Source organism: Timaviella obliquedivisa GSE-PSE-MK23-08B (genome assembly GCA_019358855.1).
GTDB lineage: Bacteria > Cyanobacteriota > Cyanobacteriia > Elainellales > Elainellaceae > Timaviella > Timaviella obliquedivisa.
The window spans coordinates 1-25,081 of record JAHHII010000011.1 but is presented as its reverse complement, the minus strand read 5'-3'; the positions used below and the strand labels follow the sequence as shown (position 1 = coordinate 25,081).

Here is a 25,081-nt window from a genome sequence, read left to right as displayed (position 1 = left end):
AATATCGTTAAAAACCTGGAACTTATGACTTAATTTTCCGCCTTGCTAAGTAAATAAAGAACGGCGCACCCACCAAAGCGGTCATGATGCCCACCGGAAGTTCTTGCGGTTTAATGATTAAACGAGCCGCTAAATCTGCTAGAGAGAGCAACATCGCCCCCCAAATTGCTGCGTAGGGAAGTATCCAACGATAATCGACACCGACCCAAAACCGGACGATGTGAGGAACGACTAAGCCAACAAATCCGATCGGGCCTGCTAGAGACACGGCGCTGCCTGCTAACAGGACAACCACAACAGAGGCGATCGCTTTAACCCATCCGGTTCGTAACCCCAGCCCTTTAGCAACATCTTCTCCTAGAGTTAATGCCGTGATTTGTTTACCCAAGCTGAAGGCGATCATTAAACCGACGACGATGTAAGGCAACACTTGCACCAAACTGTCTAAGTCGCGCCCTGCCACCGATCCAGCTAACCAAAAGCGAATTTCATCTAGGGTGCGTTGGCTAAGAATTAAAATTCCTGTGGTTAGGGCTGACATTAAATATGACAGTACAGCACCTGCCAAAATTAGCTTGAGGGGAGTCATGCCACTGCGTCCGACCGAACCCAAGACATAGACCACAACAGCGGCGATCGCTCCTCCTGCGAAGGCAACCCAAGTATAAGATTGGACAGATAGACTGCCGAAGAAAAAGGTGCTGCCGACCACAGCGAAAGCGGCTCCGGCACTAATTCCTAAAATACCGGGATCTGCTAAGGCATTCCGAGTCAGTCCTTGCATTAATGACCCGGCAACTGCCAATGCTGCGCCCACTGCCAAGGCAATCAGAATGCGGGGCAGGCGAACCGTTGTGATAATCAAATGATTGGTGGAACCATCAAAGGCAAATAGTGCTCTCCAAACCACACTGGGGGTGATATCTGCGGCACCTAAAGTAAGGCTTACTATGGAACAAACGACCAATAGCAAAACGCCGACTATTAACCCCAGCAGCCGGAAAGAGTGCGATCGCTTAGATAAAAGTGATTGCTGCAAAGAAGACTGAGATGTATTCATTATTTCGGTCGTCGCGTCGCTATTCCTAATGTTGCTCCTTCGATCGTTCTCACTTGATCCATCACTTCAATCACCTGACCATGATTGACGGTGCGATCGGCATTGATTACGACCAATACTTTATCTTGATTTCCTTTTGCAGATTGAATGCTAGTTTTCAAGTCTTGAGCAGTAATGGATTTGCGATCGAGAAACAGTTTGCCTTGTTCATCAATCGTCACCGTCACTCTTTTTTGCTTAGCGTTAGTCTGCGTAGAAGTTTCGGCGTTAGGCAAATTGACGGGTAACCCTTCCGAGCGGGTTAAAAATAGCGTCGCCATAATGAAAAAGGTCAGAATCGCAAAGATCACATCGATCATGGGCACGATGTTAATCTGGGGTGGTAAGTCAAGATCTTCGTCGCGGATGGTCATAGTTTTTAGCTAGAGAAAGTAGAGGATCGGGAGAAGACAAGACTGAGAGAATTAGAGTTTTTCCTACTCTCCTACTCTTATCAGTTCAGCAGAATTTTCTGTCCGTCTTTCTTGATATCGACAAAAATGTAGCGCTTCTAACTGATTAGTATATTCTTGAATCAACGCCAACTGGCGACGATAAAAGCCCCGGAAGACATTGGAAAACATCAGAACTACTAATGCCACAATTAAACCTGTCGCAGTCGAAATTAAAGCTTCACTGATCCCGCCTGTCACTCTAGCAGTGCCTTCTTGCCCCACGCTGCCTAAGTCGAGGTTGGCAAATGATTGAATCAAGCCTGTGACTGTTCCCAGCAAACCTAAGAGCGGGGAAGCCGCAACAATCGTATCAAAAACTGTGTTGAATCGACGTAACAGCGGTAACTCGGCTTGAATGGCACCTTCAAGAAAATTGTGAAAGGCTTGTGGCGGCGCATAGTCCATTTCCAAGGCTTCCATAAAGATGCGGGCGATAGGTAAGTCGCTGTTTTGCTTAAGCTTGGGCAGAACGTTGTCAGAACCGTTTTGATAATCTGCTAATACATCGCGCACAATCCGTCGCTGCTGACGGTTGACCTTTGACCAAAAAAGGCAGCGCTCAATAATTAAGGCGATCGCTAAAATTGAAAACCCTAGCAGGGGATACATGACGATCCCACCTGCGGCAAACAAATCAGTCAGGAACATAAGCGAACCTTTAAATGTAGTGTTACTCAACCCAAATACCCTGGCTATGATTCGCTGCCTACCCAACCAAGTGTTGCTTAATCTGAGAAAGCAAGCCGTAAATAGCCAGCATTCGAGCGATCGTATTATTCTACAGTGTTGCAAGACTCTATCAATAAGTTATATAAAAAATAACTATCTACGGTTCCTCTGAAAGGTCTATAGTCTTCTGGCTTAGGAGGCACTGGAATGCTGGTGAAGGTTTGCTTTAGACGAGGCTAGTAGTCATTCTATCAAGGCTTCGAGTACTATGCCTTTTGAGTATTTGGTCATCTCATTCTGATTTTGATGTCATAGACTTAACCCCGTAGCTGCTTAATAGTTGCAATAGCTGATAGATTAAGACATAGTTTACCCCTCCTTGGCAAAATGTCTCTTCCAGAATTTGCAGACCAAAAGCGAGAACAAGAGCGAAAGGCGCTGAAGGTGCTTTTAAGCCGTACTTTATTTGCGTCCTTGGTGCTTCATGCCGGGTTACTGCCGTTGAACTTAAAATCGCTTTGGACTGCCGACGAACCAGCGCCAGAAGAAATTGCGATCGTGGTCACCGATTCGGAAGAGCCGGAAGTTGAAGAACCGTTAGAGCAATTGGAGGAAGAAACCGAAGTTTTAGCGGGAAGCGATGCGGGTGGGGGATCATCTGCGCCAGCCCCCGTAGAAGCAGTTACCTTACCAGAGCCAATTCAGCCGGATATTGTACCGCCCCAGCCTGTTGCCGTTGCCGAACCGCTCGTGGAGCCATCGCCTCAGCCAGAAGAACCCAACACTATACCTTCTCCAGAACCTACAGAACAGGCGGAAGCAGCCGCAGAAAACCCTGTTGTACCGTCACCCATACCGTCACCTGCACCCCAGCGAAATATTAGAGATTTATTAGAGCAGCTTCGCCGTGAGCGGGAAGCCACCCAGCAGCAAAATGCAGGCTCTGGCACAAGTGAGGCAAGTGATACTGCTGCCGTTGGCACTCCTGGTCTACCTCCAGGGAACGGCACGGGATCTGGCGAAGGTGAAGGAGCAGGTGAGGGAACAAGCGAAGGGTCGGGATCAGGAGAAGGTTCTAGGACAGGCACCGATCGCGGGTCTGATAGCGGTACACCAGAAACTAACCGCGATCAGGGTGAGGGTCGCCGAATTGCCTGCCGCAACTGTCCAGACGTGGATTACCCTGAAGAAGCACTAAGGGAAGATTTGGAAGGTACTGTCAAGGTGCTAGTGGACTATGACGAGAACGGTAATGTCGTTGGCGCTACATTGGTAGATTCTAGCGGACATACTGTATTGGACGAAGCAGTGCTAGAAACGGTACGCGAGAAATATCGTTTAAATGATAGCGGTGGAGCAGGCAGCACCGTACTCAGCGTTGACATGACGATCGATGGTTCTGACTTTAACCAACAGGCAGAAGAACGGGGCGATCGCCGAGCTGTAGACATTGCGCCGCCTGCCCCTATTGCCGATGAACCTACTCCTGCTAATACTGCTGCGGAATCGATTCTAGAATCGGAGCCTCAGAGCATACCATCTGACAGCGCGCCATCTAATTCTGCAACTCCTACACCCAACCTTGTAACTCCGGCAGCACCCTCAGAAACCCCGGTAGAAGCTCCTCTCCCTTCTACTGCACCAGTGGTTGTTCCGGAACCTCTACCAGAACCTCTACCAGAACCTCTACCAGAACCGTTGCCCGAACCTGCTTCCACTGTTCCTGTCTCTCCCGAACCTGATTATGTGCCACCCGAACCCGCTTACGAAGCGCCCCCTGAACCTGCCCCTGTAGAACCCGATTATGTAGAACCAGAGCCCGTCTATGAGCCAGAGCCTGCTGCGCCACCTGCAGAGTCCTTGCCGCCCGTCACACCATAGTTAAGGGATATGCCTTAGCAGGGGTACCCAATCATTATGAATTTTGAACTACCAGAGAAGCCGTCGTTGATAAGGTACAGCCTATTGAACTGGAAGTGGCGATCGCCTGTTAAATTCTAGTAAACCCGTTATAAATAGTTATAAATAGAGCATTACAGCAGAACTTCTCTCTGATGTTATGGACAGAGAGAAGTTTTGTCTTTTGTAGCGTCAGAGCTACAGCGTTTCCCATTCTTCTACAAGCACATTTGCGATCACCTCAACACCGCCCCGACCATCGGGCTTGAGGATATAGGCAATGCCTTGAGGCTCTGGATAGATGCCAATGGCAGCTTCCAGTAAGTCATCATGACCTACAATCACAGTATTTTTTCCTGGTTCAGGTGTTGCTGCTAATAGAGGCATGACTGTTTCCTTCATCTGGGCAACTTGGGCATCTGTGTATTCTTCAAAAGGCAAGAAATTAAGCTCAGGTCTCGTTTCGTAGCGACCAAAGGCTAAATCAGCCGTTTGCCAAGCCCGGCAATACTCGCTGGAATAAACTTCACCTACCGGAATTTGCAAAGATTCAAACCCTTTCCCAATGGTTCGTGCTTGTTCCCAACCGACAGCACTTAGCATTCGTTGGGTTGAACAATCGCCTATCTTGGCATTAATTTGGTCAGCGTAGTCTTTCTCGGTTTGAGCGTGTCTGAAGTAAATGACGTAGCCTCCTTTTTTAAGGGCATTCGTCAAAGCTTCACCGCTGAGTTTGTCTTGAAATGCAGGTGCTTCACCTTCACCGCCTTCACCACCCTCACCGCCAGACGGTGCGGTGGGTGGTAGAGCAGGCGTTTGCTGGCTAATTAACATTTGGGCTGAGTCTGCGGGCATTGGCTCAGCCGAAACCGTTACTGAGGACAGTGTCATAGCGCCGCTAGCCAAGATATAAGCTCCTACACCTGCCCAAATTTTAATTCTACTCTTCACAGTTTTACCTCTATTTGACTGATACAAATCTTCTACGGGATTTGATTTAAAAATGGCGATACATGATCCTGATTGAAGCACCATGCTTTCTGGACTATTTCTTTCTCGACCATTTTTGATTATGATGACAGATGCAAATCTTTATCATCTATCTCAAATACTATAATGCTATTGTGCCTTTGTTTGATCCAAAAGTTACATTGATTAGGTTTTGATTTATGGCGTATGGTACCCACATCGATAATGCTCTGATGCAAAATCCGCTGATGCGATCGGACGCTTCGATAACCCGATTTCTGAGCGATCCGATAACCTATGAGGGCGGTGAGCTAGTGATTGAAAGGACGCAGAACTAAGAGCCATTTAAACTGCCTGTTGGCTCAGCGATCGCTTACCCTTATTGAAAGTAGTCCCATTAGTGTAATGCTGTTTGTACAAGTTTAGTCGTTTGTAATCAGGGTCATTTTATGAGGGGGGAAAATCCATGTTTTCTTTTGGCATTGAACACGAGGTCGCGTTTTTTAATGATCAGGGGCAATTTGCTGATTTTTCTTGCACTTCATTTGCAGCATTAAATCAAATTATTGAGCAGCTGCCGTTCTATCCTGATGACTATGCTCAGCTTCGCATTGGCGATGCTGGAATTAAAAAAAAGAGGTGGTATATCGAAGGGTTTGAACGATTTAATGACTCTGAAAAAGTCGTGGATTGCGCGCCCAAAGGCATCGAAATCAGAACAACGATTCATCCAACTATTCAAGGGGCGATCGTCGAGCTATCCGAAAGTTTTGTACTGCTGCGTCAAGTCGCGGCACAGTATGGCTTTGTCCCCGTTCTTACCAGCTTCAATCCTTACCATACGGCTTATGAACCCACGCCACCACTCAACCCTTACGAAGTTCAGAGAAGACAAGCTTCCCCCGAAAAACAAACCGCCAATATTCCCATGCTGACTTATGGCCCTGATCTAAATATTTCCATGGTAGGGTTAAGCCCTGAACAAGTCATTGATAGGGGCAGAAAGCTCACCTTCTACAGTCCTTATCTTGTGCCATTTAGTTTCAGTTCGCCGTTTTATCAAGGTAAACTTTGGCAGGGTTTATCGGTTCGTACCCATATGCGGACTGGAGTAAGACCAGCGGCAATGGTGTTCTTAAAAAAAACAGCAGACCTCATTGATAGTAATCCTTCCTTAACAAAAATTGCTCGCCTTCCAGCAGAGGTTGGTAGGATTGAGTTTAAGGCATTTGATAGCTGCGATGATTTTGGAATTTATGAAGCACTTTTAGCCTTGCTGAAAGGGCTCGTTTTAGATCGCTCCCTGCCCGGACGCGCTACCGTTCCTGATATGAATCTACATCAACTTTCGGCACATCAAGGATTTGAAAATGAAACGATTTGGCTGAATGCTAGCCAGATTTTACAGGCGGCTGAGGTTGCTCTTGCGAATGATCCAGATATTCATTTACTACAACGGTTACACATGATTTTGGAACGGCGAGAAACGCTAGCTAATCGGCTAATTCGGGCATTTCAACAGTTAGGAACGATAGAACAAGCGCTTCAGCAAACTTATTAGCGCGATTGCATCTCAAGAGATTGAGAAAGAACTTTTAACGTCTGGTTTAATGCAAGGTGATTGGTTTTAAGAGAGGAGCGCATCATGATGTCATCTTATTTGTAAGCTAAACGCGATGAACCCATTCTTTTGTGCAGAGGCTTCGAGTGAGGCAGGAGAAGACCTGATTGGGAGCGCTCCACCCTGTCAAACCTATATTTTGATTGAGTGTCCTTTACCTTGGACACCTAATGCGTTTGAGTCTAAGCTAATTCCCCAAAACCTCCGCGATCGCATCGAATCTGTCAGACAATCTAGGTTACCCATTCGCTTTTTATTGGTGGCACGATCGGAAAACTCCGCTTGTCCACCAGTATTACGCCCGCAAATATTGATTTACGAACAACAACTCGGTAATTTTTGCCAAGGATACCGATGCAGGGAACACACTGTAGATCATCTCGACCAAGTAGCGCCCCTGATTCAGCGCTACTTAGCGGGTCAACTAACCCTGAGTGCCTCGCTTAATCGGGACAGGCGTGACTTGTTAGTTTGCGTTCATGGTAGCCACGATAAATGCTGTGCTAAATATGGGTTGCCGTTTTACCGAGAAGCGATCGCCACCGTTGCTCAATTGGGTTACTCGAACGTTCATTTGTGGAAAACAAGCCATTTTGGTGGACATCGGTTTGCACCTACGTTGATTGATCTGCCAGAAGGTCGCTACTACGGCAGGCTTAACCAATCGGCACTCCGATCAATTCTGATGCGATCGGGTGACCTGCAAAGCCTCAATTTGGTTTACCGAGGATGGAGTATTTTACCGCAGTGGTTGCAGCCATTAGAGAATGAATTAATTCAACATCATGGCTGGCAGTGGTTTGACTATAAGATTTCTCATCGGTTGCTAAAAAAGAGTGCAAACGGAGAAATTCAGGCAGAACTTTGGGTCGAGCAACCCGATGGATTGCTCTATCATTATGAAGTAGAAATGATTCGGGATTTGGAGAAAACAATTTGTCTCAAGAGTTCTTGCGATAGTAATCAGGCATTAGAGCCGGTTATCTATAGAGTCAAATCGCTGCAATGTCGTCAAAGTTCCCTAGCTATTGACAACTCGTTATCTTCAAGAAATTAGTTCGGTACACATTGGCAATACCATTATTTCAATATTTCAACTCAGGCAATAGTCAAAGTTTGCTAAGTCTGATTGAACTCTTGCTAGAAAGATCGATCTTTTTGGCAAGAAACACTACTTAGCATCTTTGATTTGGGTTTTACGTTCCATAATCTCTTTCAATACCAGCGTTACTACCGCCAACCCTGCTAATAACACCGCCGCACTATAAGCAGACTGGGTGTTATATTGCTTGTACGCATCTTCCACAAACAGGGGTAGCGTCTGTGTTTTACCAGCAATGCTGCCTGATACCACGACGATCGCCCCAAATTCACCCATGGCTCTAGCATTTGTCAGAATAATGCCGTAGAGCAAACTCCAACGAATTGAAGGCAGCGTTACTCTCCAAAAAGTTTGCCAATCATTTGCGCCCAAAATTTTTGCTGCTTCTTCTTGATCAGAACCAATTTCTTCTAGAGTGGGAATTACTTCCCTGGCAACAAATGGCAAGGTGACAAAGGCAGTTGCTAATAGCATTCCTGGAAGTGCGAAAAGAACTTTGATATCTGCCGCTTGCAGCCAAGGCCCAAACCAGCCGTTACGCCCATAGAGCAACACAATCATTAACCCAGCCACAACGGGTGAAATGGAAAAGGGCAAGTCAAGAATACTAATCAGCAATGCTCGTCCAGGGAACTTGTTACGGGCGATCGCCCAAGCCGCACAAAGTCCAAATACTGCATTGAGCGGTACCGTTACCACTGCCATTAATAACGTTAAGCGCACCGCAGATAAAAACGCGCGATCGGTCAGAGTATCTAGAAATCCTTCAATTCCGTTGCTAAAAGCTTGGACAAATAAACTCACTGCGGGTACGAATAGCAACAACAGCAGATAAAAGACAACAACTGCAATCAACCCGTTCTTTGCCCAAGGCGATGCTTCTCTTTTGCCAGTTTGTGTAGGCGCAGGAGGCAATGGATTTACCCCAAAATCTGGTTGCAAATTAGCCGTCATAGCGTCTTCCCCAAGCTTGCAAGAGATTAATACCTAACAAAACTACCAAAGAAACTAGCAGCATAACGACACCAATTACCGTTGCTCCGGCGTAGTCATATTGCTCTAAGCGCTGAAAAATAAGCACAGGTGCAATCAGGTCTTGGAAAGGCACATTTGCTGCCACCAACACTACCGAACCATACTCACCCACTGCACGGGCAAACCCTAGCGCCACGCCTGTTAGCACCGCAGGCATCAAAGGGGGCAAAACCACCTTCCAAAATGTTTCCCATCGAGATGCCCCCAGGCACCACGCTGCTTCTTCAACATCGTCTTCTATTCCTTGTAAAACAGGCTGCACCGTACGGACTACAAAAGGTAGAGAGATGAACAGCATCGCGACTCCCACCCCTAAACGAGTGAACGCAACTTTAATGCCCAAAGGAGCCAACAGCGAACCAATCCAGCCATTCTCGCTGTAAACTGTGGCAATGGTTAAGCCTGCAACAGCAGTGGGTAGGGCAAAGGGTAAGTCGATCGCTGCATCCAAAATTTTGCGAAAAGGAAACTCATAGCGCACCAACACCCAGGCAACCGCCACACCCATAACGCCATTAATAGAGGCTGCGATGAACGCAGTCACAAAGGTAACATTGTAAGCAGAAAGGGCAGTTGGACTAGTTGCTACCTTCCAAATCTCAGTAGGGCTGAGAGTCGCTGCTTTTAAGAACAAAGCAACCATGGGTAGAAACAACATGATCGTGAGATAAACCCAGGTTACTTTCCACGGAATTGACAAGTCAATCAACTGAGTTAAAGGATTTTTGCGATGCGATCGTGAACGAGAAGAGGAAGATAAAATTGACATAAAATTTAACTACATCAGTGGAAGAGTTTAAGATTTACCAGCCTGTGCCTGAATCTTGTCAAAGATTGCACCATCGTCAAAGTACGCTTTCTGCACCTGATCCCAACCGCCCAAATCAGTGATAGTGAACAGGTTTTTAATGGTAGGAAAATCTTTGATAGAGTCCTTCACTACGCCCTCGTCTACCGCGCGAAAACCCGCTTTAGCAAATTCTCTCTGTGCTTCTGGTGTAAATAGAAACTGCACAAAAGCCTCCGCTACTTCACGGGTACCATGCTTATCGACATTGGCATCGACGACGGCGATCGGGTTGTCGATAGAAATATTAGGATCAGGAATGACAAAGGGCAGTATTTCCCCTCTCTGTTTTGCCAGCAGCACTTCATTTTCATAATTAATCAACACATCGCCTTGTCCTTGCTTAAAGAATACATCTGTGGCTTCACGGGCATCTTTAGGCAAAATGGGTACGTTCTTAAAGACGTTGGTGGTGAACGCTTCAGCTTTAGCAGCATCTCCACCCGTTTGGCTAATGGCTCCCCACAGTGCCAGGAAGTTCCAGCGGGCACCTCCAGAAGTCTTGGGATTAGCAGTGATGACTTTAACATCGGGGCGGCTCAAGTCTGCCCAGCTTTTAATATTTTTGGGATTACCTTCGCGGGTGACTAGCACTGCGACCGACTTGGTAACAATGCTGTCATTGGGAGCTTCTTTTTCCCAGCCGGGTTCAATTAATTTAGCTTTCTCAATCTTTTCGGTATCTAGCGCCAGCGCTAGCGCCACGACATCGGCTTCCAATCCATCAATTACGGCGCGGGTTTGAGAGCCAGATCCTCCGTAGCTTTGATTGAAGGAAACTTCTTGATTATGCTCTTGTTTCCACTTTTCAGCGAACAGCGGCACGATCTTTTCGTATGCTGCTTGGGTAACTGCAAAAGAGACGAAAGTCAGTTCAACAGGCTCTTTTGCAGCGGTAGATCCTGCGGCTGGCGAACTTGTGGTAGTGCTGGAGCCAGTGCAAGCTGCAATTCCCAGTGTTAAACCCACACCCACTAAAAGCAGTGCCAAAAATTTGTTGAGTGGACGAAACTTCAGTTTTTTCATTGTCGATTGCTCCTTTACTGAAACTCCAGTAAGTTGGTCAAGATGCCGGATTGTAACTATATAGTTAAGCTTATTTCGTGATAAAAGTACAGTATCCCGACCAAGATGCCGTATTTTATAATGAATAGCTCAAACACAAGGTCATCTCAGGTGGTTTTGAGCGGTCTTTTTAGGTCAGTGAAATATGCATTATTAAACCAGGGATATTAATTTCTTAATATCCCTATGGCATGGTGTAGAGATTGGTGCCGTTAGCAAAGCCTGAGTAAAATCCATTGAGCGTAAATTCTTCGCCTAATCTGCGATCGCCCAGGCTGAGCAGGGTCACTAACCTGGAATCTCGGTGCGTCTTTGTCTATTCAATCAAAACCAGACTACTTATCCTTGTCAGGCTAATGCAGTCACTTAAACTTCTAGCCCTCTGGAATAGCATAACTTTGATTTCCTAAACCCAATTGTGATCATGCAACCAGCGCAGAAAGCTTTTCTACGCTGGTTTACAAGTGAGCGATCGCCCGATGAATGGCGATCGCTCCGATTTGATCTGAACGATTGACCTAAGCTTTTTACCTCTTACGGAGATTTCAATGGCATTATTTTTCTCGGAATACATTGAGGGCAGCAGCAACAATAAAGCCCTAGAGATCTTCAACAGCACAGGTGCAGCGATCAATTTGGCTGACTACGTAGTGCAGTACTATTTCAATGGTTCCACGACCGCAGGACTCACAATTTCCTTAACAGGCACAGTCGCAGCGGGTGATGTGTTTGTGCTAGCCCAAAGCAGCGCCAATGCAGCAATATTGGCACAGGCAGACCAGACCAGCGGTGCAGGCTGGTTTAACGGAGATGATGCGATCGTGCTACGGCAGGGCGGCCCTAGCGGCACCATTATCGATTCGATCGGGCAGATTGGCTTTGACCCTGGCACAGAATGGGGCACTGGGCTAGCGAGCACCGCAGATAATACGCTGCGCCGTAAAACCAGCGTGACGACTGGTGACACCAATCCCAACGACTTGTTTGATCCAAGCGTGCAATGGGACGGGTTTGCCACCGATACCGTAGATGGATTAGGAAGCTATGCTGCTAGTCCTGTGACGGGGGCAGGCGTGACGATCGCCCAATCAGGGGGCAGCACCGACGTTAATGAGCAAGGAGAAACCACCGATACCTACACGATCGTCCTGAACACCACACCAAGTGGAGCAGTAAATGTGGCGATCGCTGCCGATGCTGAAACGCAAATTAGTGCTGACGGCGTTAACTTCTTCAGTACCGTCACCCTCACCTTAACGGACGCAAATCCTCGCACAATCACCGTTCGAGCCGTCAACGATCTAGACGCAGAAGGCTCCCCGCATCCTGGCATCATTACCCACACGATCGCCAGCAGCGCCGATGCAGCCTACTCCAATACGCTAACCCCCATTCCTAACCTCAACGTCAACGTTATCGACAACGACGTGTCCTTGAGCAAAGTCTACGAAGTGCAAGGCAAAGGGGCAGCTAGTCCAATAGCCGGACAAACCGTCACGCTTGAAGCCGTTGTGACCGGAGATTTCCAGGGCGCTGGCAGGTTGAACGGATTCTATGTCCAAGATGCAGTTGGGGATAACGATGCTGAAACTTCAGATGGCATTTTTGTGTTCGCGCCTAACAGTATCGACGTGAGTGTGGGTCAAACGGTACGCCTCACCGGATTAGTCTCCGAGACTTTTGGTCAAACCCAAATCGGCAACATTACTGGGCTAAGCATCCTGGGTTCAGGGTCAACGGTTCCCGCCCCGATCGCCATTGATTTACCCACGGCGATCGACCTAGAACGCTATGAAGGAATGCTAGTGACCTTTCCTGAAGTCCTAACCGTCACCGAAAACTTCAACCTGGGTCGATTTGGCGAAGTGTTGCTGTCTTCAGAAGGGCGGCTGTTTAACCCCACCAACTTTATTGACCCAACTGATATTCCCACCACCGGAACCGAAAACAACGAAAACAACGTTGCCGCTGTCACCGCCCAGCAGACTGCTAATAACCTGCGCGATATTCTGCTTGATGATGGCAGCACCACCCAAAACCCGGCGATCGTGCCCTTCCTGCAAGACGGCACCCTGCGCATCGGCAGCACAGTCACCGCTCTCACAGGCGTACTGGGCTTCGGGTTTAACACCTATCGAGTGCAGCCCACCACCCTACCCACGTTTGTCAACGCTAATCCCCGTACCGCCGCACCCGACCCTGTGGGCGGCAATGTTAAAGTTGCTAGCTTCAACGTCTTAAACTACTTCAATGGCGATGGCATGGGTGGCGGGTTCCCCACCTCACGCGGAGCCGACACTGCGGCAGAATTTGAGCGCCAAAGTGACAAAATTGTCAGCGCGATCGCTGCCCTCAATGCCGATGTTGTGGGCTTGATTGAAATTGAAAATGACGGTGATGGCGCTCAATCGGCGATCGCTGAACTGGTCGATCGGCTCAACACAGCCCTGGGCGCAAACGTCTACGACTACATCCGCGACCCCGCAACCGGAACGGGAACAGACGCAATCAAAGTCGCCTTTATTTACAAGCCAGGAAATGTTACCCCAGTTGGTGCTGCTCTCAGCGATTCAGATGCAGTCTATGACCGTTTACCTGTTGCCCAAACCTTTGCCCTCAACGCCAACGGCGAAACCTTTACACCTGTCATTAACCACTTTAAGTCCAAGGGCGGTACGGGCACCGGGTTAGACGCAGATCAGCTTGATGGACAAGGCGCATTCAACGCGACCCGCGTTCAGCAAGCAGAAGCCTTGCTCGGTTTCGTCAACGAACTCAAGACCACCACAGGCGACAGCGATGTCATGGTGCTAGGAGACTTGAACGCCTATGGCGAAGAAGACCCGATCGACGTGCTGCGGAATGGCGGATTAGTCGATGAACTCGGCAAATTTATCTCAGAGCCTTATTCTTTCGTCTTTGCCGGACAGTCAGGACGGCTCGATCATGCCTTAACAACTAGCAGCCTCAGCGCGCAAATTACCGGAGCTACCGAATGGCACATCAACGCCGATGAGCCCAGAATCTTAGACTACAACCAGGAATTCAACCCCGCAGGACTCTACCAGCCCACGCCCTATCGCTCCTCCGATCACGATCCTGTGGTGGTGGGGGCGAACCTGATGAGTTCTGTTCGTGTGGTGAATGGTGGTAACGGCAGTGATATGCTTAGCGGCACATCTGGCAGGGACGAGTTGAACGGCGGCAACGGCAATGACATCCTCAGCGGTGGCAATGGCAATGACATCCTCAATGGAAACAATGGCAATGATACGCTGCTAGGTCAGATCAGCAATGACATCCTCAATGGTGGCAACGGCGACGACTTGCTGGATGGCGGTCAGGGTCAAGATACGCTGAGTGGTGGAAGTGGTAGCGATCGCTTCGTGTTAAGGGCGGGTGAAGGCTCAGACACCATTCTGGACTTCCAGAACAACACTGATTTAATTGCGCTGTCAGGAGGTCTAACATTTGGTCAACTGGCGATCGAGGCAAGCGGCAATAACACATTCATTCGTTTGACAGGCACGAATGAGTTGCTAGCAACCCTCAACGGTGTGCGAGCTAACACGATTACTACGAGCGATTTCGTTGCAGTCTAGGTAAATAAAAGGATAAACCTGCGGCACCTTTGCCGGAGACTCCTCCAAGTATCGCCCTGTCCTGGGGCGATACTTGGAAATTCTTAGAACTGTGCACCAACGTGCTTCGTGGCAATAGGCTAGAGCAACAGTGTTTTAGAATAAGGACGATCGCCATTGATCAGTCCACACTTTCTAAAACACTGTCCTATTAAGCACTATGCAAATTACTCAATATCTCCATACAGCAATACTTGTCACCCACCTTGAACAGGCAGAGTATTTCTACGGCACCGTGTTGGGTTTAACAAAAATCGATCGCATTCTTAAATATCCCGGTGCTTGGTATCAAATCGGTGCTACTCAAGTTCATCTCATCGAAGATTCAACGTTCCTTCAATCGTTGCAAAACTCAGAAAAAATGGGACGAAATCCCCATCTTGCCCTGGGGGTAGAAAATCTAGAAATTGCCCAAAACCATCTTATGTCTCATGGATGCGCCGTAGAAATGAGCGCATCCGGTCGAGCGGCTTTGTTTACCCAAGATCCTGACGGAAATGTGATTGAATTAACAGAGATCGGAAGTTGAAATCAGGTTTGAATTGCATTACGTCTGAATGATAAAATCTGAGGCAGCGATCGCTGGGTTACCTGCCAACCTGGCAAACAATCCGCCTTCTCCTAACCCAATGCGCCCTTTATTAGGATTATAAAACAGGCTACCATTGCGCTCGTTGTACACGATAACCGCCTTACTTTGAGATGCAGCAAGGTTGCTACGAACGATCGCAAACTCATTGGTTTTGCTAAAGCCTCTCCGAGCCTTACTACTCACGGTTGCAAAGGTCGTTTTATCTAAAACAATTCGGTCTTTGCCCGAACGAAACCCCTGGATAGTATCGAAGCCGATGTCACCAAGAACAAAAGCCACTTCAGTGTCATAAAGAAAACGGTCATTGCCCCCACCGCCATTTAAGATATCATCGCCGTTGCTACCCACCAACGTATCGTTGCCGCTGCCGCCCAAAATGATATCAGCGCCTACGCCACCATTCAGGCGATCGCCCCCTGCACCACCCCGCAAAACATCGTCCCCCGCCTCACCAAACGCCTGATCATCGCCGCCGCTGCCATCCACGGTGTCATTGCCTTCGCCGCCATACAGAAGGTCATTTCCTGATCCTCCTACCAAGCTGTCATTCCCCTGTTCGCCAAACAGTTGGTCATCGCCATCACCGCCATCAAGCGCATCATTCCCTTCCCCAGCGTGCAGAAAATCAGCGCCAGTTCCGCCCAAAAGCGTATCATCTCCCACTTCAGCAAAAAGCCGATCGCTGCCCTCGCCGCCACTCAGCGTATCGTTACCCTCGCCACCATACAGATAATCGTCACCGGCATCGCCATTAAGAACGTCGTTGTCAAACTCACCGTACAATTCATCAGATCCAGAACCGCCATTGAGAACATCAAATCCGTTGCTACCAAATAGCTTGTCAGAGTCGGCTCCCCCTGAAAGCGTATCATTTCCGGCTTCACCATACAGTTCGTCAATGCCATCGCCACCCTCTGCAATATCATTGCCCTCGCCAGTACGAAGAACATCCTGCCCTGCACCGCCATTCAGAATATCGTTACCTTGATTGCCGTTGAGTTCATCGTCGCCATCGTTACCGTTCAGAGTATCGTCGCCATCCGACCCAAACAGCCTATCGTTGCCCAATCCACCCGACAGGATATCGTTACCTGCTTCACCAAAAAGAGCATCATCGCCCTCGTCGCCTTCTAACGTATCATCACCCTCACCACCGTTTAACTGATCCTTGCCTGCACCACCGACCAGCGTATCGTTGCCAAACTCACCCGCCAGATCGTCATCGCCGTCACCACCATTGAGACTATCGTTGCCAAGACTGCCCCGCAGCTTATCGATCCCTGCTCCGCCTAAAAGCGTGTCATCTCCAGCTTCTCCATAAAGTTCGTCATCACCTGCGCCACCATCCAGGCGATCGTTTCCCTCACCGCCGTACAACAAGTCATTGCCCGCTCCGCCGTCCAGAATATCATTGTCGGCTTCGCCAAAAATTTGGTCATTGCCGCTATCACCCCTTAAGGTGTCATTGCCTTCGCCACCATATAGAAAGTCATCCTCAGCTTCGCCAAACAGTTGGTCGTTACCGCTGTCACCAAAGAGGAAATCAACCCCCTCGCCGCCTTCTAACGTATCATCGCCCTCACCGCCGTTTAACCGATCCTCGCCCTCGCCACCGACTAAAGTATCTCGACCCAACTCTCCCGCCAGAGCATCATTACCCTCACCACCATTTAAACTATCGTTGCCGATGCCACCATAAAGTTGATCACTTCCAGCCCTCCCTAAAAGCTCATCATCTCCAGCGCCGCCGTAAAGTTCGTCGTTTCCGTCGCCACCATCTAGGCGATCGTTTCCGTCTCCACCGTCCAGGCGATCGCCGCTTCCTTCACCCGATAAAGTGTCATTCCCTCCGTTTCCGTTGATAGTGTCGGGTTCTGCTCCTCCTACAAGAATATTGTCAGTTTCGTCGCCAATAATAGATGCCAAGGTTTTTTACTCCGCTCAGAACTTAGGAACATAGATTTAGGAATATGAGATGACACACCCTAGTTAGTCCTACACCCGAAACCGACTCAGAGCAGTCTGAAGTCCTAGTTGCTTTACAGGAGTTTTAAACAAATCCTCTACTCTGAATTTATGATTACCGAGGTTTTCTCAGTTACTAAAATTAACCTGCTTATAGGTAAACACTGGGAACAAAATTCATACACCCTTGGTTGATTAAGGATTTCTAAAAATTTTACATTTATACAGATATTTTTCTAGGTATCTTTTGCTACCTTAGATAGCTAATTTGCTGAATGGCTTTGCCCAACGGGAAAGATTACCACAACTTCAAAAATTGCTAAGAGGGTTGATTCCAAGATTTAGTCAGCAATGCAAGGATGAAGCGCATGGGTAGCGCATCCATGACTCAATTCCCAAATTCAAACTGTTAATTTTTTCGTTCACGGATTGAAGGCTAACTCATCAGTAGGCTAACTCATCAGTAATTGTGATGCCAGGGAGATTGAGTCGAGTCTGCGATCGCCCCAATACTCCTATCGTTATCACGATTAAAAAACAAATAGCTCTCAAGAGTTTTCATCAACCGCTGATAAGAGCTAGGTATTTCAAGGTCTTCCAAAGCAACTTCAAATAACTCTAGCGCCAAGGTTTCAGGCGATTCAACTTGATGTTGAAATAGCTGAGGCTGCTCTAACATCAACCAGACCTGCTCTGTCAAAATTAACCGAATTTCATCAGCGGTCAACCGAACACATTTAGAGCACAGATCTCCTTGAATTCGGTCTTCATCATTAACTAACAAAGAACGAACTCGCCCCACTGCAAAAATTTGCCGACACGCAATGCAGCGCAATTTTTGGGGGCAAGAAGACTGCCGATGCTCAAGTTGGATCTTCATTAGGCAAGGTGCTTCATTGGGCAAGGTGATGTAGAAAAGCGCTGTCAGAACACTTTAGGGTAGCTGAACACTTCAGGGTAACTGATATCTCAGATACAGTCTCGCTCCATTTTACAATTCTAAATTTTTGCAGATCAATTCTAAATTTTCGCAGCCCCTAAGTTCCAGGCAGCTTCCGCAAACGCTCACCCATATAAGCCCGATCGCCCAATGACTGCAACATCGGACCATACTTGCTAAATTTTACAGTGCTTAACGAAGCCGCAGGCATATCCAAGCGATCGCGGTAACGCCCCAAATCAATTCCTAGCAGACTACACAACATAATCCGAATCGTTGCCTTATGCGACACGATCAGCACATTGCCTTCAGTGTATTTGTTTTCAATTTCAGCAATAACCAACGAAGCGCGACTTGCAATTTCAACGGCTGTTTCACCTCCGGGTGGTGCGTTCCAAGCGGGTTCCGTCATCCAGCGCATGTAGGTATCGCTATCGTGTTGTTTCACGTCTTCATTTGTTTTTCCTTCCCATTCACCATACGCGATCTCTTTTAATCCATCCCGCAATTGCATATCTATCGCTAATGCATCACAAAGCGGTTTACCTGTAGCGATCGTCCGTTTCATAGGACTGGCGTATACATCTGTCCAGGGTAGCGTACGGTAAGCATTTGCAAACGCCTCTGCCATCTGAAGTCCTGCATCCGTCAAGTCAGGATCAAGAGCGCCACAGTATCCACCTGTCCGGCTGTAGGTTGTTTCTCCGTGCCGTAAGAAATATAGAGTTAGGCTCATAAGTTGATTTCATCTAAGAGAACGTGATTATTATCCTCATTAAATGAATGGGTGACAATCTTTTAGAATACAAGCTGTGCAGCAGCCTTTACCTGGTCTAAGGGGAGCAGCGTCTGAGGCAACGCTGTTAGCCGTACTATGGTTTGCACCTTAAAGATTAGGCTTAAATCTTCTTGTCCTGGCTCAAAGCGATTATGCACCCAATACCGCTGACTCATGCCCATCTCTGCCAACGTTTTACCTAACCGTTCGGCTTCAGCAATAATTGCCGACTGGGCTTGGAGAACGCCAATAAATTCGGTGTGCTGAGCATCTTTCAACTTCTTTTGTGCCTGCATCACCTGTTGTCGGAGCGATCGCAATCTTCCCATTAATTCTGTCCGCCCCACCACATCTTGATATTTAATCCACAGCTTAAAAATCCAAGCCAGCCAGCCTCCCAACGCAGTTGGCATTTCCAGAAACCGCAGTAAATGTCCAGTCGGTGCCGTATCTAAAATAATCAGATCTTGCTCTCCTTTTTCCAGCAAGTCCATCACCGTAATCAACGACAACATTTCATCAATTCCCGGTAACGCCTGCGCCACAATTTGTCGCCATGCCTGAGGCGTATAGGCAATTTGCATTGAGTCATCATCCGATTGCCCGCTCATCATCTCTGCCAGTTCCCACAGATAATCTTCGCGGAACTGCTCTAGAACCTGCTTAGCGTTGATTTCTTGAGCACTGAGATTAGTAGTAATTTGAGTCGGCTCATGCTCTAACTGAGTGGATAAAACATCGCCTAATGAATGCGCCGGATCAATGGAAATAACACGAATTTTACACTCAGGGTGACGCTCTGCCATGCCCCAAGCGATCGCTCCTGCGACAGTAGTCTTACCGACCCCGCCTTTACCACCTACCAAGATCAATCGCCGTTTAGCAGTAATAAAATCTTGAAAGTTTGGAGAAAATCTAGTGAAGGTAACAGGCTGGATAGTGGTAGCAATGGGTAGAGACGCAAGGGGTTTGAGTTGGGTAAAGAGTGCATCTAGAGCCGGAGAGCCAACGGGTTCTTGACGTTGTTGCGGTAAGCCTAAAGCTTGGGGAATGGGAAGTGCCAAGAATTTTTCTAAAATTTCTGTCGGTTCAGTGAGACGATTGACGATGATGCCACCTACGAAAATTTTGAGTTCCTTGAGAGACTCAATAAAGCGGCAGCTTTCCAAATAGCTCATGGGTTCCGCGATCGCCACCACCCAGCAAGCGGCTCGTTCTGCATTTTGCAACAATGCTCGTCCTGCCGCCAAATCTGCCTTCATCTCCTGCAAAAAGACATCTGCTTCATCAGGTTGATACACGCCTCCGAAGGTTTGGCTCATGACCCGATGCTTCTCTTGAAACAGATCTAATGCGTTCAAGAAACCATCCAAAAAGTCCATTAATCCCAATAAATTTAGCGTGTGCCCACTGGGAGCCATATCGACGACAACGCGATCGACCTCCTGTTCTCGCAAGATGCGCTGAATTTCTAAAATCCCCATCAATTCATCCAGCCCAGGCCAGCTCAAATCCCAGATGGGGCTAAGGTCTTCGCCTTGGACAAAGCTACCCCGCTCTACCAAAAGCTCTAGCACTTTACCATAGCGAATTTTGAATTCTTGCAACAGTCGTTGAGAGTCTAGCGCCCTAACCTGCAAATTCGGCAAATCTACCATCAAACGCGGCGTATCTTCTACCGTCATCTGCAACACATCGCCCAAAGAATGCGCCGGATCGGTAGACATTAGCAAAATTTGTTTCTCAGGAAATTTCCGCGCCCAGTGCCGTGCAAATCCACAAGAACAAGTTGTTTTCCCTACACCACCCTTACCGCTAAACATAGTTAGCTGTAAGTTAGTTAGTTGCAAATTATCAAGTTGGCTCATATTAAACCTCAAGAAAGCCCTTGCTCGTTAGGATGCCCACCAAATCGGGATGACTATAAGGTGTTGGGCGAGGCAGAACACATGAGCGACTTATTTAAAGGATTTGAGCAGCTTCTAGAAATTGCAAAAGCCTTAGAAGAAAAAATGGAAAAGGGAGAACTGAAAGCCGATGTGCAAATCAATTCTCGCCGCTTGAGCAGTATCCCTCGCGCTAGTGGAATGCCCTCAGGTCTGGGCACCAGCCGCATTCGTCCCAATCCTGCTGCTTCGACCCCAGCCAACGATGACGTAATCATCACACCACCCCCTGCCAACTCAGCCCCTAATGATAGCGCTCCATTAATTTCTCTTAAGGATGTGGGCGGCTTATCTGAAGTGCTTAAGGAACTTCGGGAAGCGATCGAAATTCCACTCAAGCGTCCAGAGTTACTAACCCAGCTAGGACTAGAGGCGCCTCGTGGAGTTTTGTTAGTAGGGCCACCGGGAACAGGCAAAACGTTGACCGCCCGATCGCTTGCTGAAGAATTAGGCGTTAATTACATTGCTATTGTGGGGCCCGAAGTGATGGGCAAATATTACGGTGAAGCCGAAACTCGTCTCCGCAGTATTTTTGAAAAAGCGGCTAAAGCGGCTCCCTGTATTATCTTCATTGACGAAATTGATAGCCTCGCGCCCGATCGCTCCAAAGTAGAAGGCGAAGTTGAGAAGCGATTAGTCGCACAGCTTCTCGGGCTGATGGATGGATTCGCCAAAACCAACGGTGTCATTGTCCTCGCCGCCACCAATCGCCCCGACCACCTTGATCCGGCGCTTCGTCGCCCTGGTCGATTCGATCGCGAAGTGCAGTTCCGCGTCCCCGATCGCAATGGAAGATTAGAAATTCTCCAGATTCTTTCCCACGCCATGCCCTTAGATGAATCGGTAGAACTAGGCGCGATCGCCGATCTGGCAGTCGGACTTGTAGGCGCTGACCTTAAAGCCATCTGCCAAAAGGCGGCTTACTCAGCCCTTCGTCGCCAAGTGCCCGATTTGCGATTGCCCATTCCTGAAAATATGACGCTGACCCAGACAGATTTATTGCAAGCCGTTAAAGAAATAAAGCCTTCGGTATTGCGATCGGTTGAAATAGAATCGCCTAAAGTCACTTGGGATGAAATTGGGGGGTTAGAAACCATTAAACAAACCCTGCAAGAATCCGTTGAAGGCGCATTGCTCTACCCCGAACTCTATCAACAAACGGGAGCAAAAGCGCCACGCGGCATTCTGCTTTGGGGGCCTCCCGGCACAGGCAAAACGCTGCTAGCAAAAGCTGTTGCATCCCAGGCACGGGCAAACTTTATTGCAGTCAATGGTCTCGAATTAATGAGCCGTTGGGTCGGTGCAGCAGAACAGGCAGTGCGAGAATTATTTACTAAAGCAAGACAAGCCGCTCCTTGCGTTATATTTATCGATGAAATTGACACCTTGGCTCCGGCACGCGGCAGCGCTCAAGGAGATTCGGGAGTGAGCGATCGTGTGGTGGGGCAACTGCTCACCGAACTGGATGGGCTGCAAGGCTGCACCAACGTTCTTTTGGTAGGAGCTACCAATCGCCCCGATGCTCTCGATCCTGCATTACTCCGAGCCGGGCGGTTAGACCTTCAGATCAAGGTCGATTTGCCAGATGCTAGCAGTCGTCTCTCCATCTTGCAAGTTCATAATCAGAGCCGCCCGATCGCTGAGGTTAATTTAGCAGAATGGGCAGAGAAAACTGAAGGATGGAATGGAGCAGACCTGGCACTTTTGAGTAACCAAGCTGCGCTAGAATCCATTCGTCGTCACCGTGCCCAAGAACAAATTGATCCCAGCACAATTCAAATTACAAGTGATGATTTTGGAACGGCTTTTCAACTGCTCTCTGAACAAAAAATAAGACAATGATTATTTCTTAAACGGCTCGCTTAGCAAGAGAATGTTCATCCAAGGCACGTCTTAGCATCATTTTGATCACGGCTTGACGGCTGATGTTGAGTTCTTCAGCCAGTTGATCAAGTTCGTTGAGCATTGGACGAGGCATTTCCAGGTTTGTTGCTACAAAGTTTTGCAATCTACGTGAAGTCATTGAACGAGGTGTTCCGATTCTTGTAGTGGTGGAATCGAAATAGCGATCGATGACTTCTTCCCCTGCTTCAATTTTCTGTTCAAGTTCTTCAGTAGAAATATTGCTCATAAATTTCCCTTTCCCTTTTAGTACTTTTCCAGTAGGTAATTAACCAGATGTATTCCCCTTCATCATCATAGCGAACTTCGTAAATGACCGATAAAAGACTACTTCCCAAATACCCGATCGCAATAACTTGTTCTAGGTCGTCTCGTTTTACCTGCTCTACATATTCGCCAGCCAAAATAGCAGCAACTTCTTCAAGATAATGCCCTCTATTTTTCTTAAGAAGCTGACTTTTGTAATTATCCTAGTCAAATCACATCTTTCGCCTCTACAAAATGCTTGCGCTTTGCAGCAAACTCAAAGCAACAGCCTCAGCTACTTTAATACCGTCAATTCCTGCCGAAAGAATTCCCCCTGCATATCCTGCGCCTTCTCCCGCCGGATAAAGCCCTGTGGTATTAACACTTTGTCTATCCTCTTTTCGTTTGATGCGAAGGGGCGATGACGTGCGAGTTTCCACACCAGTTAGAACGGCATCTTCCATGGCAAAGCCTTTGATTTGCTTGTCGAATGCAGGTAAGGCTTCGCGGATAGCAGCGATCGCATAATCGGGTAGGCTCTGGCTCAAATCGCCCAATTTCACCCCCGGTTGATACGAAGGTCTGACGCTGCCCAATGCTGTAGAAGGGCGATTGACAATAAAGTCACCCACCAGTTGCCCCGGTGCTTCATAATTGCTGCCGCCTAATACAAAAGCCTGTTCTTCTAAGCGCCGTTGAAAATCGATTCCAGCTAAAGGGCTACCCGGATAATCTTCGGGGGTAATGCCGACAACAATGGCGCTGTTGGCGTTGCGTTCGTTGCGAGAATACTGGCTCATGCCATTGGTCACTAGTCGTCCTGGCTCGGATGCAGCGGCAACCACCAAGCCACCCGGACACATACAAAAACTATAGACCGATCGCCCATTCTTACAGTGGTGCACTAGTTTATAATCAGCCGAACCCAAGACCGGATGACCAGCTTGTTCACCAAAACGGCAGCGATCGATTAACGTCTGAGGATGCTCGACTCGGAAGCCAACAGAGAATGGTTTTGGTTCAATATAAACGCCTCGTTCTAGAAGCATTTGGAACGTATCTCTGGCACTATGACCTATAGCAAGAATTACATGATCACTGCTGATAAACTCGCCACTGGCAAGAGTGACTCCTCGCACTTGTCTTTGTTCAATCGCCACATCTACCACGCGGCTCTGAAAGCGAATTTCACCGCCCAATGATTGGATGGTGGCACGCATTTTTTCGACAACGCCGACGAGTTTGAAGGTGCCAATGTGCGGCTTATTAATATATAAAATTTCGGGGTTAGCTCCTGCATTAACCAGTTCGGTTAGAACTTTGCGCCCGTAATGGTGAGAATCACGAACTTGGCTATAGAGCTTACCATCAGAGAAGGTGCCCGCGCCGCCTTCACCAAACTGAGCGTTAGATTCGGGGTTGAAGCTCGCTTTTTTCTTCCAAAAGCCAAACGTATCTGCGGTGCGATCGCGCACAGATTTACCGCGTTCAAGAATGATCGGTCGAAATCCCATTCTGGCTAACATTAGTCCGGCAAAAAGTCCGCAAGGCCCTGTCCCAATAACGATCGGGCGGGTCGTTAAACCACTAGGAGCTTGGGCAACGGTGCGATAGCTCGTGTCAGGTGTAGCAATCACATAGGGATCTTTTCTCAATCGTTGCAGATGATGGGTATCGCGGGTTGTTTCTACATCCAGAATATAGACCAAAATAATTTGCTCTCGCCTTCGCGCATCATAACTACGCTTAAAAATGGAGTAGTGAAGCAGTTCTTCGGGTGGGATATTTAACTTTTGGAGAATTGCGGTTTTAAGGGCATCTTCAGCATGGTCGAGGGGTAGTTTTATTTCAGCGATGCGTAACATAACTCTGTATCCTGGACACGCGGAAGTTGATAGGAATTACATCTTAATCAATTCTGTCTAGTCTTGCTTCAACTCTGTCCGGAACAATTTAATTCTCTAGAAAAGGCTTCATAAAATTGCCTTTTTTCATAAAAATCCGTGAAGATAGCAGGAATTCCAGGGATCTGAATAGTTCAAGTCCGTAATCTGTTGAGAGATAGCTCACGAATGTTGCTAGTTGGCTATTGTTCAGACTTTTGTCAAAGTTCAAGTGCCTTGAAGAAAAACTCACTTACCTATGAATAAGCTACTTTCAATTGTCATTCCTACTTATAATCGAGCCTTAGAGGATGTTTGAAAAGTTATGGCAAGTCAGATTTTACGCCAATCGCCTCACCATAATCCGGATCATCGCCAGATAGATCAGAGTCTCTGAGGTCTGCGGAAGGTGTTCATAATCTTTGTT

22 protein-coding genes are annotated in these 25,081 nt (G+C 47.9%); 7 read left to right on the top strand and 15 right to left on the bottom strand.

All coding sequences use genetic code 11. The features are described 5' to 3' along the window. Nucleotides 1-22: 22 nt before the first annotated feature. The 3 genes from KME11_17485 to KME11_17475 form a co-directional block, all read right to left on the bottom strand. Nucleotides 23-1,060, bottom strand: coding sequence for an iron ABC transporter permease (locus tag KME11_17485; GenBank protein ID MBW4517006.1), 1,038 nt, complete (start codon nt 1,058-1,060; stop codon nt 23-25). After that, nucleotides 1,060-1,473, bottom strand: a complete 414-nt coding sequence (locus KME11_17480) for a biopolymer transporter ExbD (protein MBW4517005.1) — start codon at nt 1,471-1,473, stop codon at nt 1,060-1,062. The genes KME11_17485 and KME11_17480 overlap by 1 nt, the downstream gene beginning before the upstream one ends. A 63-nt stretch (nt 1,474-1,536) precedes the next feature. Further along, the gene (locus KME11_17475) at nt 1,537-2,202 is read right to left on the bottom strand and encodes a MotA/TolQ/ExbB proton channel family protein (protein ID MBW4517004.1); all 666 of its coding nucleotides are present in this window, start codon (nt 2,200-2,202) and stop codon (nt 1,537-1,539) included. A 408-nt stretch (nt 2,203-2,610) separates the two neighbouring features. Here KME11_17475 and KME11_17470 point away from each other — a divergent pair, with 408 nt between their 5' ends. After that, the gene (locus tag KME11_17470; protein MBW4517003.1) at nt 2,611-4,104 is read left to right on the top strand and encodes an energy transducer TonB; all 1,494 of its coding nucleotides are present in this window, start codon (nt 2,611-2,613) and stop codon (nt 4,102-4,104) included. 216 nt (nt 4,105-4,320) lie between these two features. On the opposite strand, the gene KME11_17465 is transcribed toward KME11_17470, so the two are convergent. After that, nucleotides 4,321-5,013 (bottom strand): histidine phosphatase family protein, encoded by a 693-nt coding sequence (locus KME11_17465; protein ID MBW4517002.1) that lies wholly within the window; start codon nt 5,011-5,013, stop codon nt 4,321-4,323. Between the two features lie 278 nt (nt 5,014-5,291). Here KME11_17465 and KME11_17460 point away from each other — a divergent pair, with 278 nt between their 5' ends. The 3 genes from KME11_17460 (at nt 5,292) to KME11_17450 (ending at nt 7,769) form a co-directional block, all read left to right on the top strand. Then, the gene (locus KME11_17460) at nt 5,292-5,429 is read left to right on the top strand and encodes a hypothetical protein (GenBank protein ID MBW4517001.1); all 138 of its coding nucleotides are present in this window, start codon (nt 5,292-5,294) and stop codon (nt 5,427-5,429) included. Between the two features lie 128 nt (nt 5,430-5,557). Then, the gene (locus tag KME11_17455; GenBank protein MBW4517000.1) at nt 5,558-6,652 is read left to right on the top strand and encodes a glutamate--cysteine ligase; all 1,095 of its coding nucleotides are present in this window, start codon (nt 5,558-5,560) and stop codon (nt 6,650-6,652) included. Nucleotides 6,653-6,767: 115 nt separating this feature from the next. After that, nucleotides 6,768-7,769 carry a sucrase ferredoxin gene (locus tag KME11_17450; protein MBW4516999.1) on the top strand — a complete coding sequence of 334 codons (1,002 nt, stop codon included), beginning with the start codon at nt 6,768-6,770 and terminating at the stop codon, nt 7,767-7,769. A 114-nt stretch (nt 7,770-7,883) separates the two neighbouring features. Here KME11_17450 and cysW read toward each other — a convergent pair whose 3' ends face one another. Genes cysW through KME11_17435 form a run of 3 tightly spaced genes read right to left on the bottom strand, consistent with a single transcriptional unit; the run spans nt 7,884 to nt 10,722 of the window. Then, the gene (gene cysW / locus KME11_17445; protein MBW4516998.1) at nt 7,884-8,768 is read right to left on the bottom strand and encodes a sulfate ABC transporter permease subunit CysW; all 885 of its coding nucleotides are present in this window, start codon (nt 8,766-8,768) and stop codon (nt 7,884-7,886) included. Then, nucleotides 8,758-9,618 (bottom strand): sulfate ABC transporter permease subunit CysT, encoded by an 861-nt coding sequence (cysT, locus tag KME11_17440; protein MBW4516997.1) that lies wholly within the window; start codon nt 9,616-9,618, stop codon nt 8,758-8,760. Before cysT ends, cysW begins: the two co-directional genes overlap by 11 nt. A gap of 27 nt (nt 9,619-9,645) precedes the next feature. Further along, the gene (locus KME11_17435; protein MBW4516996.1) at nt 9,646-10,722 is read right to left on the bottom strand and encodes a sulfate ABC transporter substrate-binding protein; all 1,077 of its coding nucleotides are present in this window, start codon (nt 10,720-10,722) and stop codon (nt 9,646-9,648) included. A gap of 587 nt (nt 10,723-11,309) precedes the next feature. On the opposite strand from KME11_17435, the gene KME11_17430 reads away from it, so the two are divergent. Beyond that, nucleotides 11,310-14,363, top strand: coding sequence for an ExeM/NucH family extracellular endonuclease (locus KME11_17430; protein ID MBW4516995.1), 3,054 nt, complete (start codon nt 11,310-11,312; stop codon nt 14,361-14,363). A 199-nt stretch (nt 14,364-14,562) separates the two neighbouring features. Then, nucleotides 14,563-14,931 (top strand): VOC family protein, encoded by a 369-nt coding sequence (locus KME11_17425; protein ID MBW4516994.1) that lies wholly within the window; start codon nt 14,563-14,565, stop codon nt 14,929-14,931. Between the two features lie 18 nt (nt 14,932-14,949). On the opposite strand, the gene KME11_17420 is transcribed toward KME11_17425, so the two are convergent. The 4 genes from KME11_17420 to KME11_17405 form a co-directional block, all read right to left on the bottom strand. Beyond that, the gene (locus tag KME11_17420) at nt 14,950-16,920 is read right to left on the bottom strand and encodes a hypothetical protein (GenBank protein ID MBW4516993.1); all 1,971 of its coding nucleotides are present in this window, start codon (nt 16,918-16,920) and stop codon (nt 14,950-14,952) included. A 499-nt stretch (nt 16,921-17,419) separates the two neighbouring features. Beyond that, the gene (locus KME11_17415; protein ID MBW4516992.1) at nt 17,420-17,839 is read right to left on the bottom strand and encodes a hypothetical protein; all 420 of its coding nucleotides are present in this window, start codon (nt 17,837-17,839) and stop codon (nt 17,420-17,422) included. A 157-nt stretch (nt 17,840-17,996) separates the two neighbouring features. Then, nucleotides 17,997-18,635 carry a histidine phosphatase family protein gene (locus KME11_17410; protein MBW4516991.1) on the bottom strand — a complete coding sequence of 213 codons (639 nt, stop codon included), beginning with the start codon at nt 18,633-18,635 and terminating at the stop codon, nt 17,997-17,999. 62 nt (nt 18,636-18,697) lie between these two features. Next, a complete protein-coding gene (locus KME11_17405) occupies nt 18,698-20,500 on the bottom strand; it encodes an ArsA family ATPase (protein MBW4516990.1) in 1,803 nt (600 codons plus the stop codon). A 126-nt stretch (nt 20,501-20,626) separates the two neighbouring features. On the opposite strand from KME11_17405, the gene KME11_17400 reads away from it, so the two are divergent. After that, nucleotides 20,627-22,465 (top strand): AAA family ATPase, encoded by a 1,839-nt coding sequence (locus tag KME11_17400; GenBank protein ID MBW4516989.1) that lies wholly within the window; start codon nt 20,627-20,629, stop codon nt 22,463-22,465. 7 nt (nt 22,466-22,472) lie between these two features. Here KME11_17400 and KME11_17395 read toward each other — a convergent pair whose 3' ends face one another. From KME11_17395 to KME11_17380, 4 genes are all read right to left on the bottom strand, one after another. After that, nucleotides 22,473-22,754, bottom strand: coding sequence for a ribbon-helix-helix protein, CopG family (locus KME11_17395; GenBank protein MBW4516988.1), 282 nt, complete (start codon nt 22,752-22,754; stop codon nt 22,473-22,475). Next, on the bottom strand, nt 22,735-22,929 hold the full coding sequence (locus tag KME11_17390; protein MBW4516987.1) for a hypothetical protein: 195 nt from the start codon (nt 22,927-22,929) through the stop codon (nt 22,735-22,737). The genes KME11_17395 and KME11_17390 overlap by 20 nt, the downstream gene beginning before the upstream one ends. A gap of 90 nt (nt 22,930-23,019) precedes the next feature. Continuing rightward, the gene (locus KME11_17385) at nt 23,020-24,636 is read right to left on the bottom strand and encodes an NAD(P)/FAD-dependent oxidoreductase (protein MBW4516986.1); all 1,617 of its coding nucleotides are present in this window, start codon (nt 24,634-24,636) and stop codon (nt 23,020-23,022) included. A gap of 358 nt (nt 24,637-24,994) precedes the next feature. Next, a partial coding sequence (locus KME11_17380; GenBank protein ID MBW4516985.1) for a transposase occupies nt 24,995-25,081 on the bottom strand: 87 nt, incomplete at its 5' end.

Coding starts and splice junctions, on each gene's coding strand:
- KME11_17480 (MBW4517005.1), bottom strand. CDS start 1,473: ATGACCATCCGCGACGAAGATCTTGACTTACCACCCCAGATTAACATC.
- KME11_17485 (MBW4517006.1), bottom strand. CDS start 1,060: ATGAATACATCTCAGTCTTCTTTGCAGCAATCACTTTTATCTAAGCGA.
- KME11_17475 (MBW4517004.1), bottom strand. CDS start 2,202: ATGTTCCTGACTGATTTGTTTGCCGCAGGTGGGATCGTCATGTATCCC.
- cysT (MBW4516997.1), bottom strand. CDS start 9,618: ATGTCAATTTTATCTTCCTCTTCTCGTTCACGATCGCATCGCAAAAAT.
- KME11_17455 (MBW4517000.1), top strand. CDS start 5,558: ATGTTTTCTTTTGGCATTGAACACGAGGTCGCGTTTTTTAATGATCAG.
- KME11_17405 (MBW4516990.1), bottom strand. CDS start 20,500: ATGTTTAGCGGTAAGGGTGGTGTAGGGAAAACAACTTGTTCTTGTGGA.
- KME11_17395 (MBW4516988.1), bottom strand. CDS start 22,754: ATGAGCAATATTTCTACTGAAGAACTTGAACAGAAAATTGAAGCAGGG.
- KME11_17425 (MBW4516994.1), top strand. CDS start 14,563: ATGCAAATTACTCAATATCTCCATACAGCAATACTTGTCACCCACCTT.
- KME11_17430 (MBW4516995.1), top strand. CDS start 11,310: ATGGCATTATTTTTCTCGGAATACATTGAGGGCAGCAGCAACAATAAA.
- KME11_17460 (MBW4517001.1), top strand. CDS start 5,292: ATGGCGTATGGTACCCACATCGATAATGCTCTGATGCAAAATCCGCTG.
- cysW (MBW4516998.1), bottom strand. CDS start 8,768: ATGACGGCTAATTTGCAACCAGATTTTGGGGTAAATCCATTGCCTCCT.
- KME11_17415 (MBW4516992.1), bottom strand. CDS start 17,839: ATGAAGATCCAACTTGAGCATCGGCAGTCTTCTTGCCCCCAAAAATTG.
- KME11_17410 (MBW4516991.1), bottom strand. CDS start 18,635: ATGAGCCTAACTCTATATTTCTTACGGCACGGAGAAACAACCTACAGC.
- KME11_17400 (MBW4516989.1), top strand. CDS start 20,627: ATGAGCGACTTATTTAAAGGATTTGAGCAGCTTCTAGAAATTGCAAAA.
- KME11_17435 (MBW4516996.1), bottom strand. CDS start 10,722: ATGAAAAAACTGAAGTTTCGTCCACTCAACAAATTTTTGGCACTGCTT.
- KME11_17465 (MBW4517002.1), bottom strand. CDS start 5,013: ATGACACTGTCCTCAGTAACGGTTTCGGCTGAGCCAATGCCCGCAGAC.
- KME11_17450 (MBW4516999.1), top strand. CDS start 6,768: ATGAACCCATTCTTTTGTGCAGAGGCTTCGAGTGAGGCAGGAGAAGAC.
- KME11_17385 (MBW4516986.1), bottom strand. CDS start 24,636: ATGTTACGCATCGCTGAAATAAAACTACCCCTCGACCATGCTGAAGAT.
- KME11_17470 (MBW4517003.1), top strand. CDS start 2,611: ATGTCTCTTCCAGAATTTGCAGACCAAAAGCGAGAACAAGAGCGAAAG.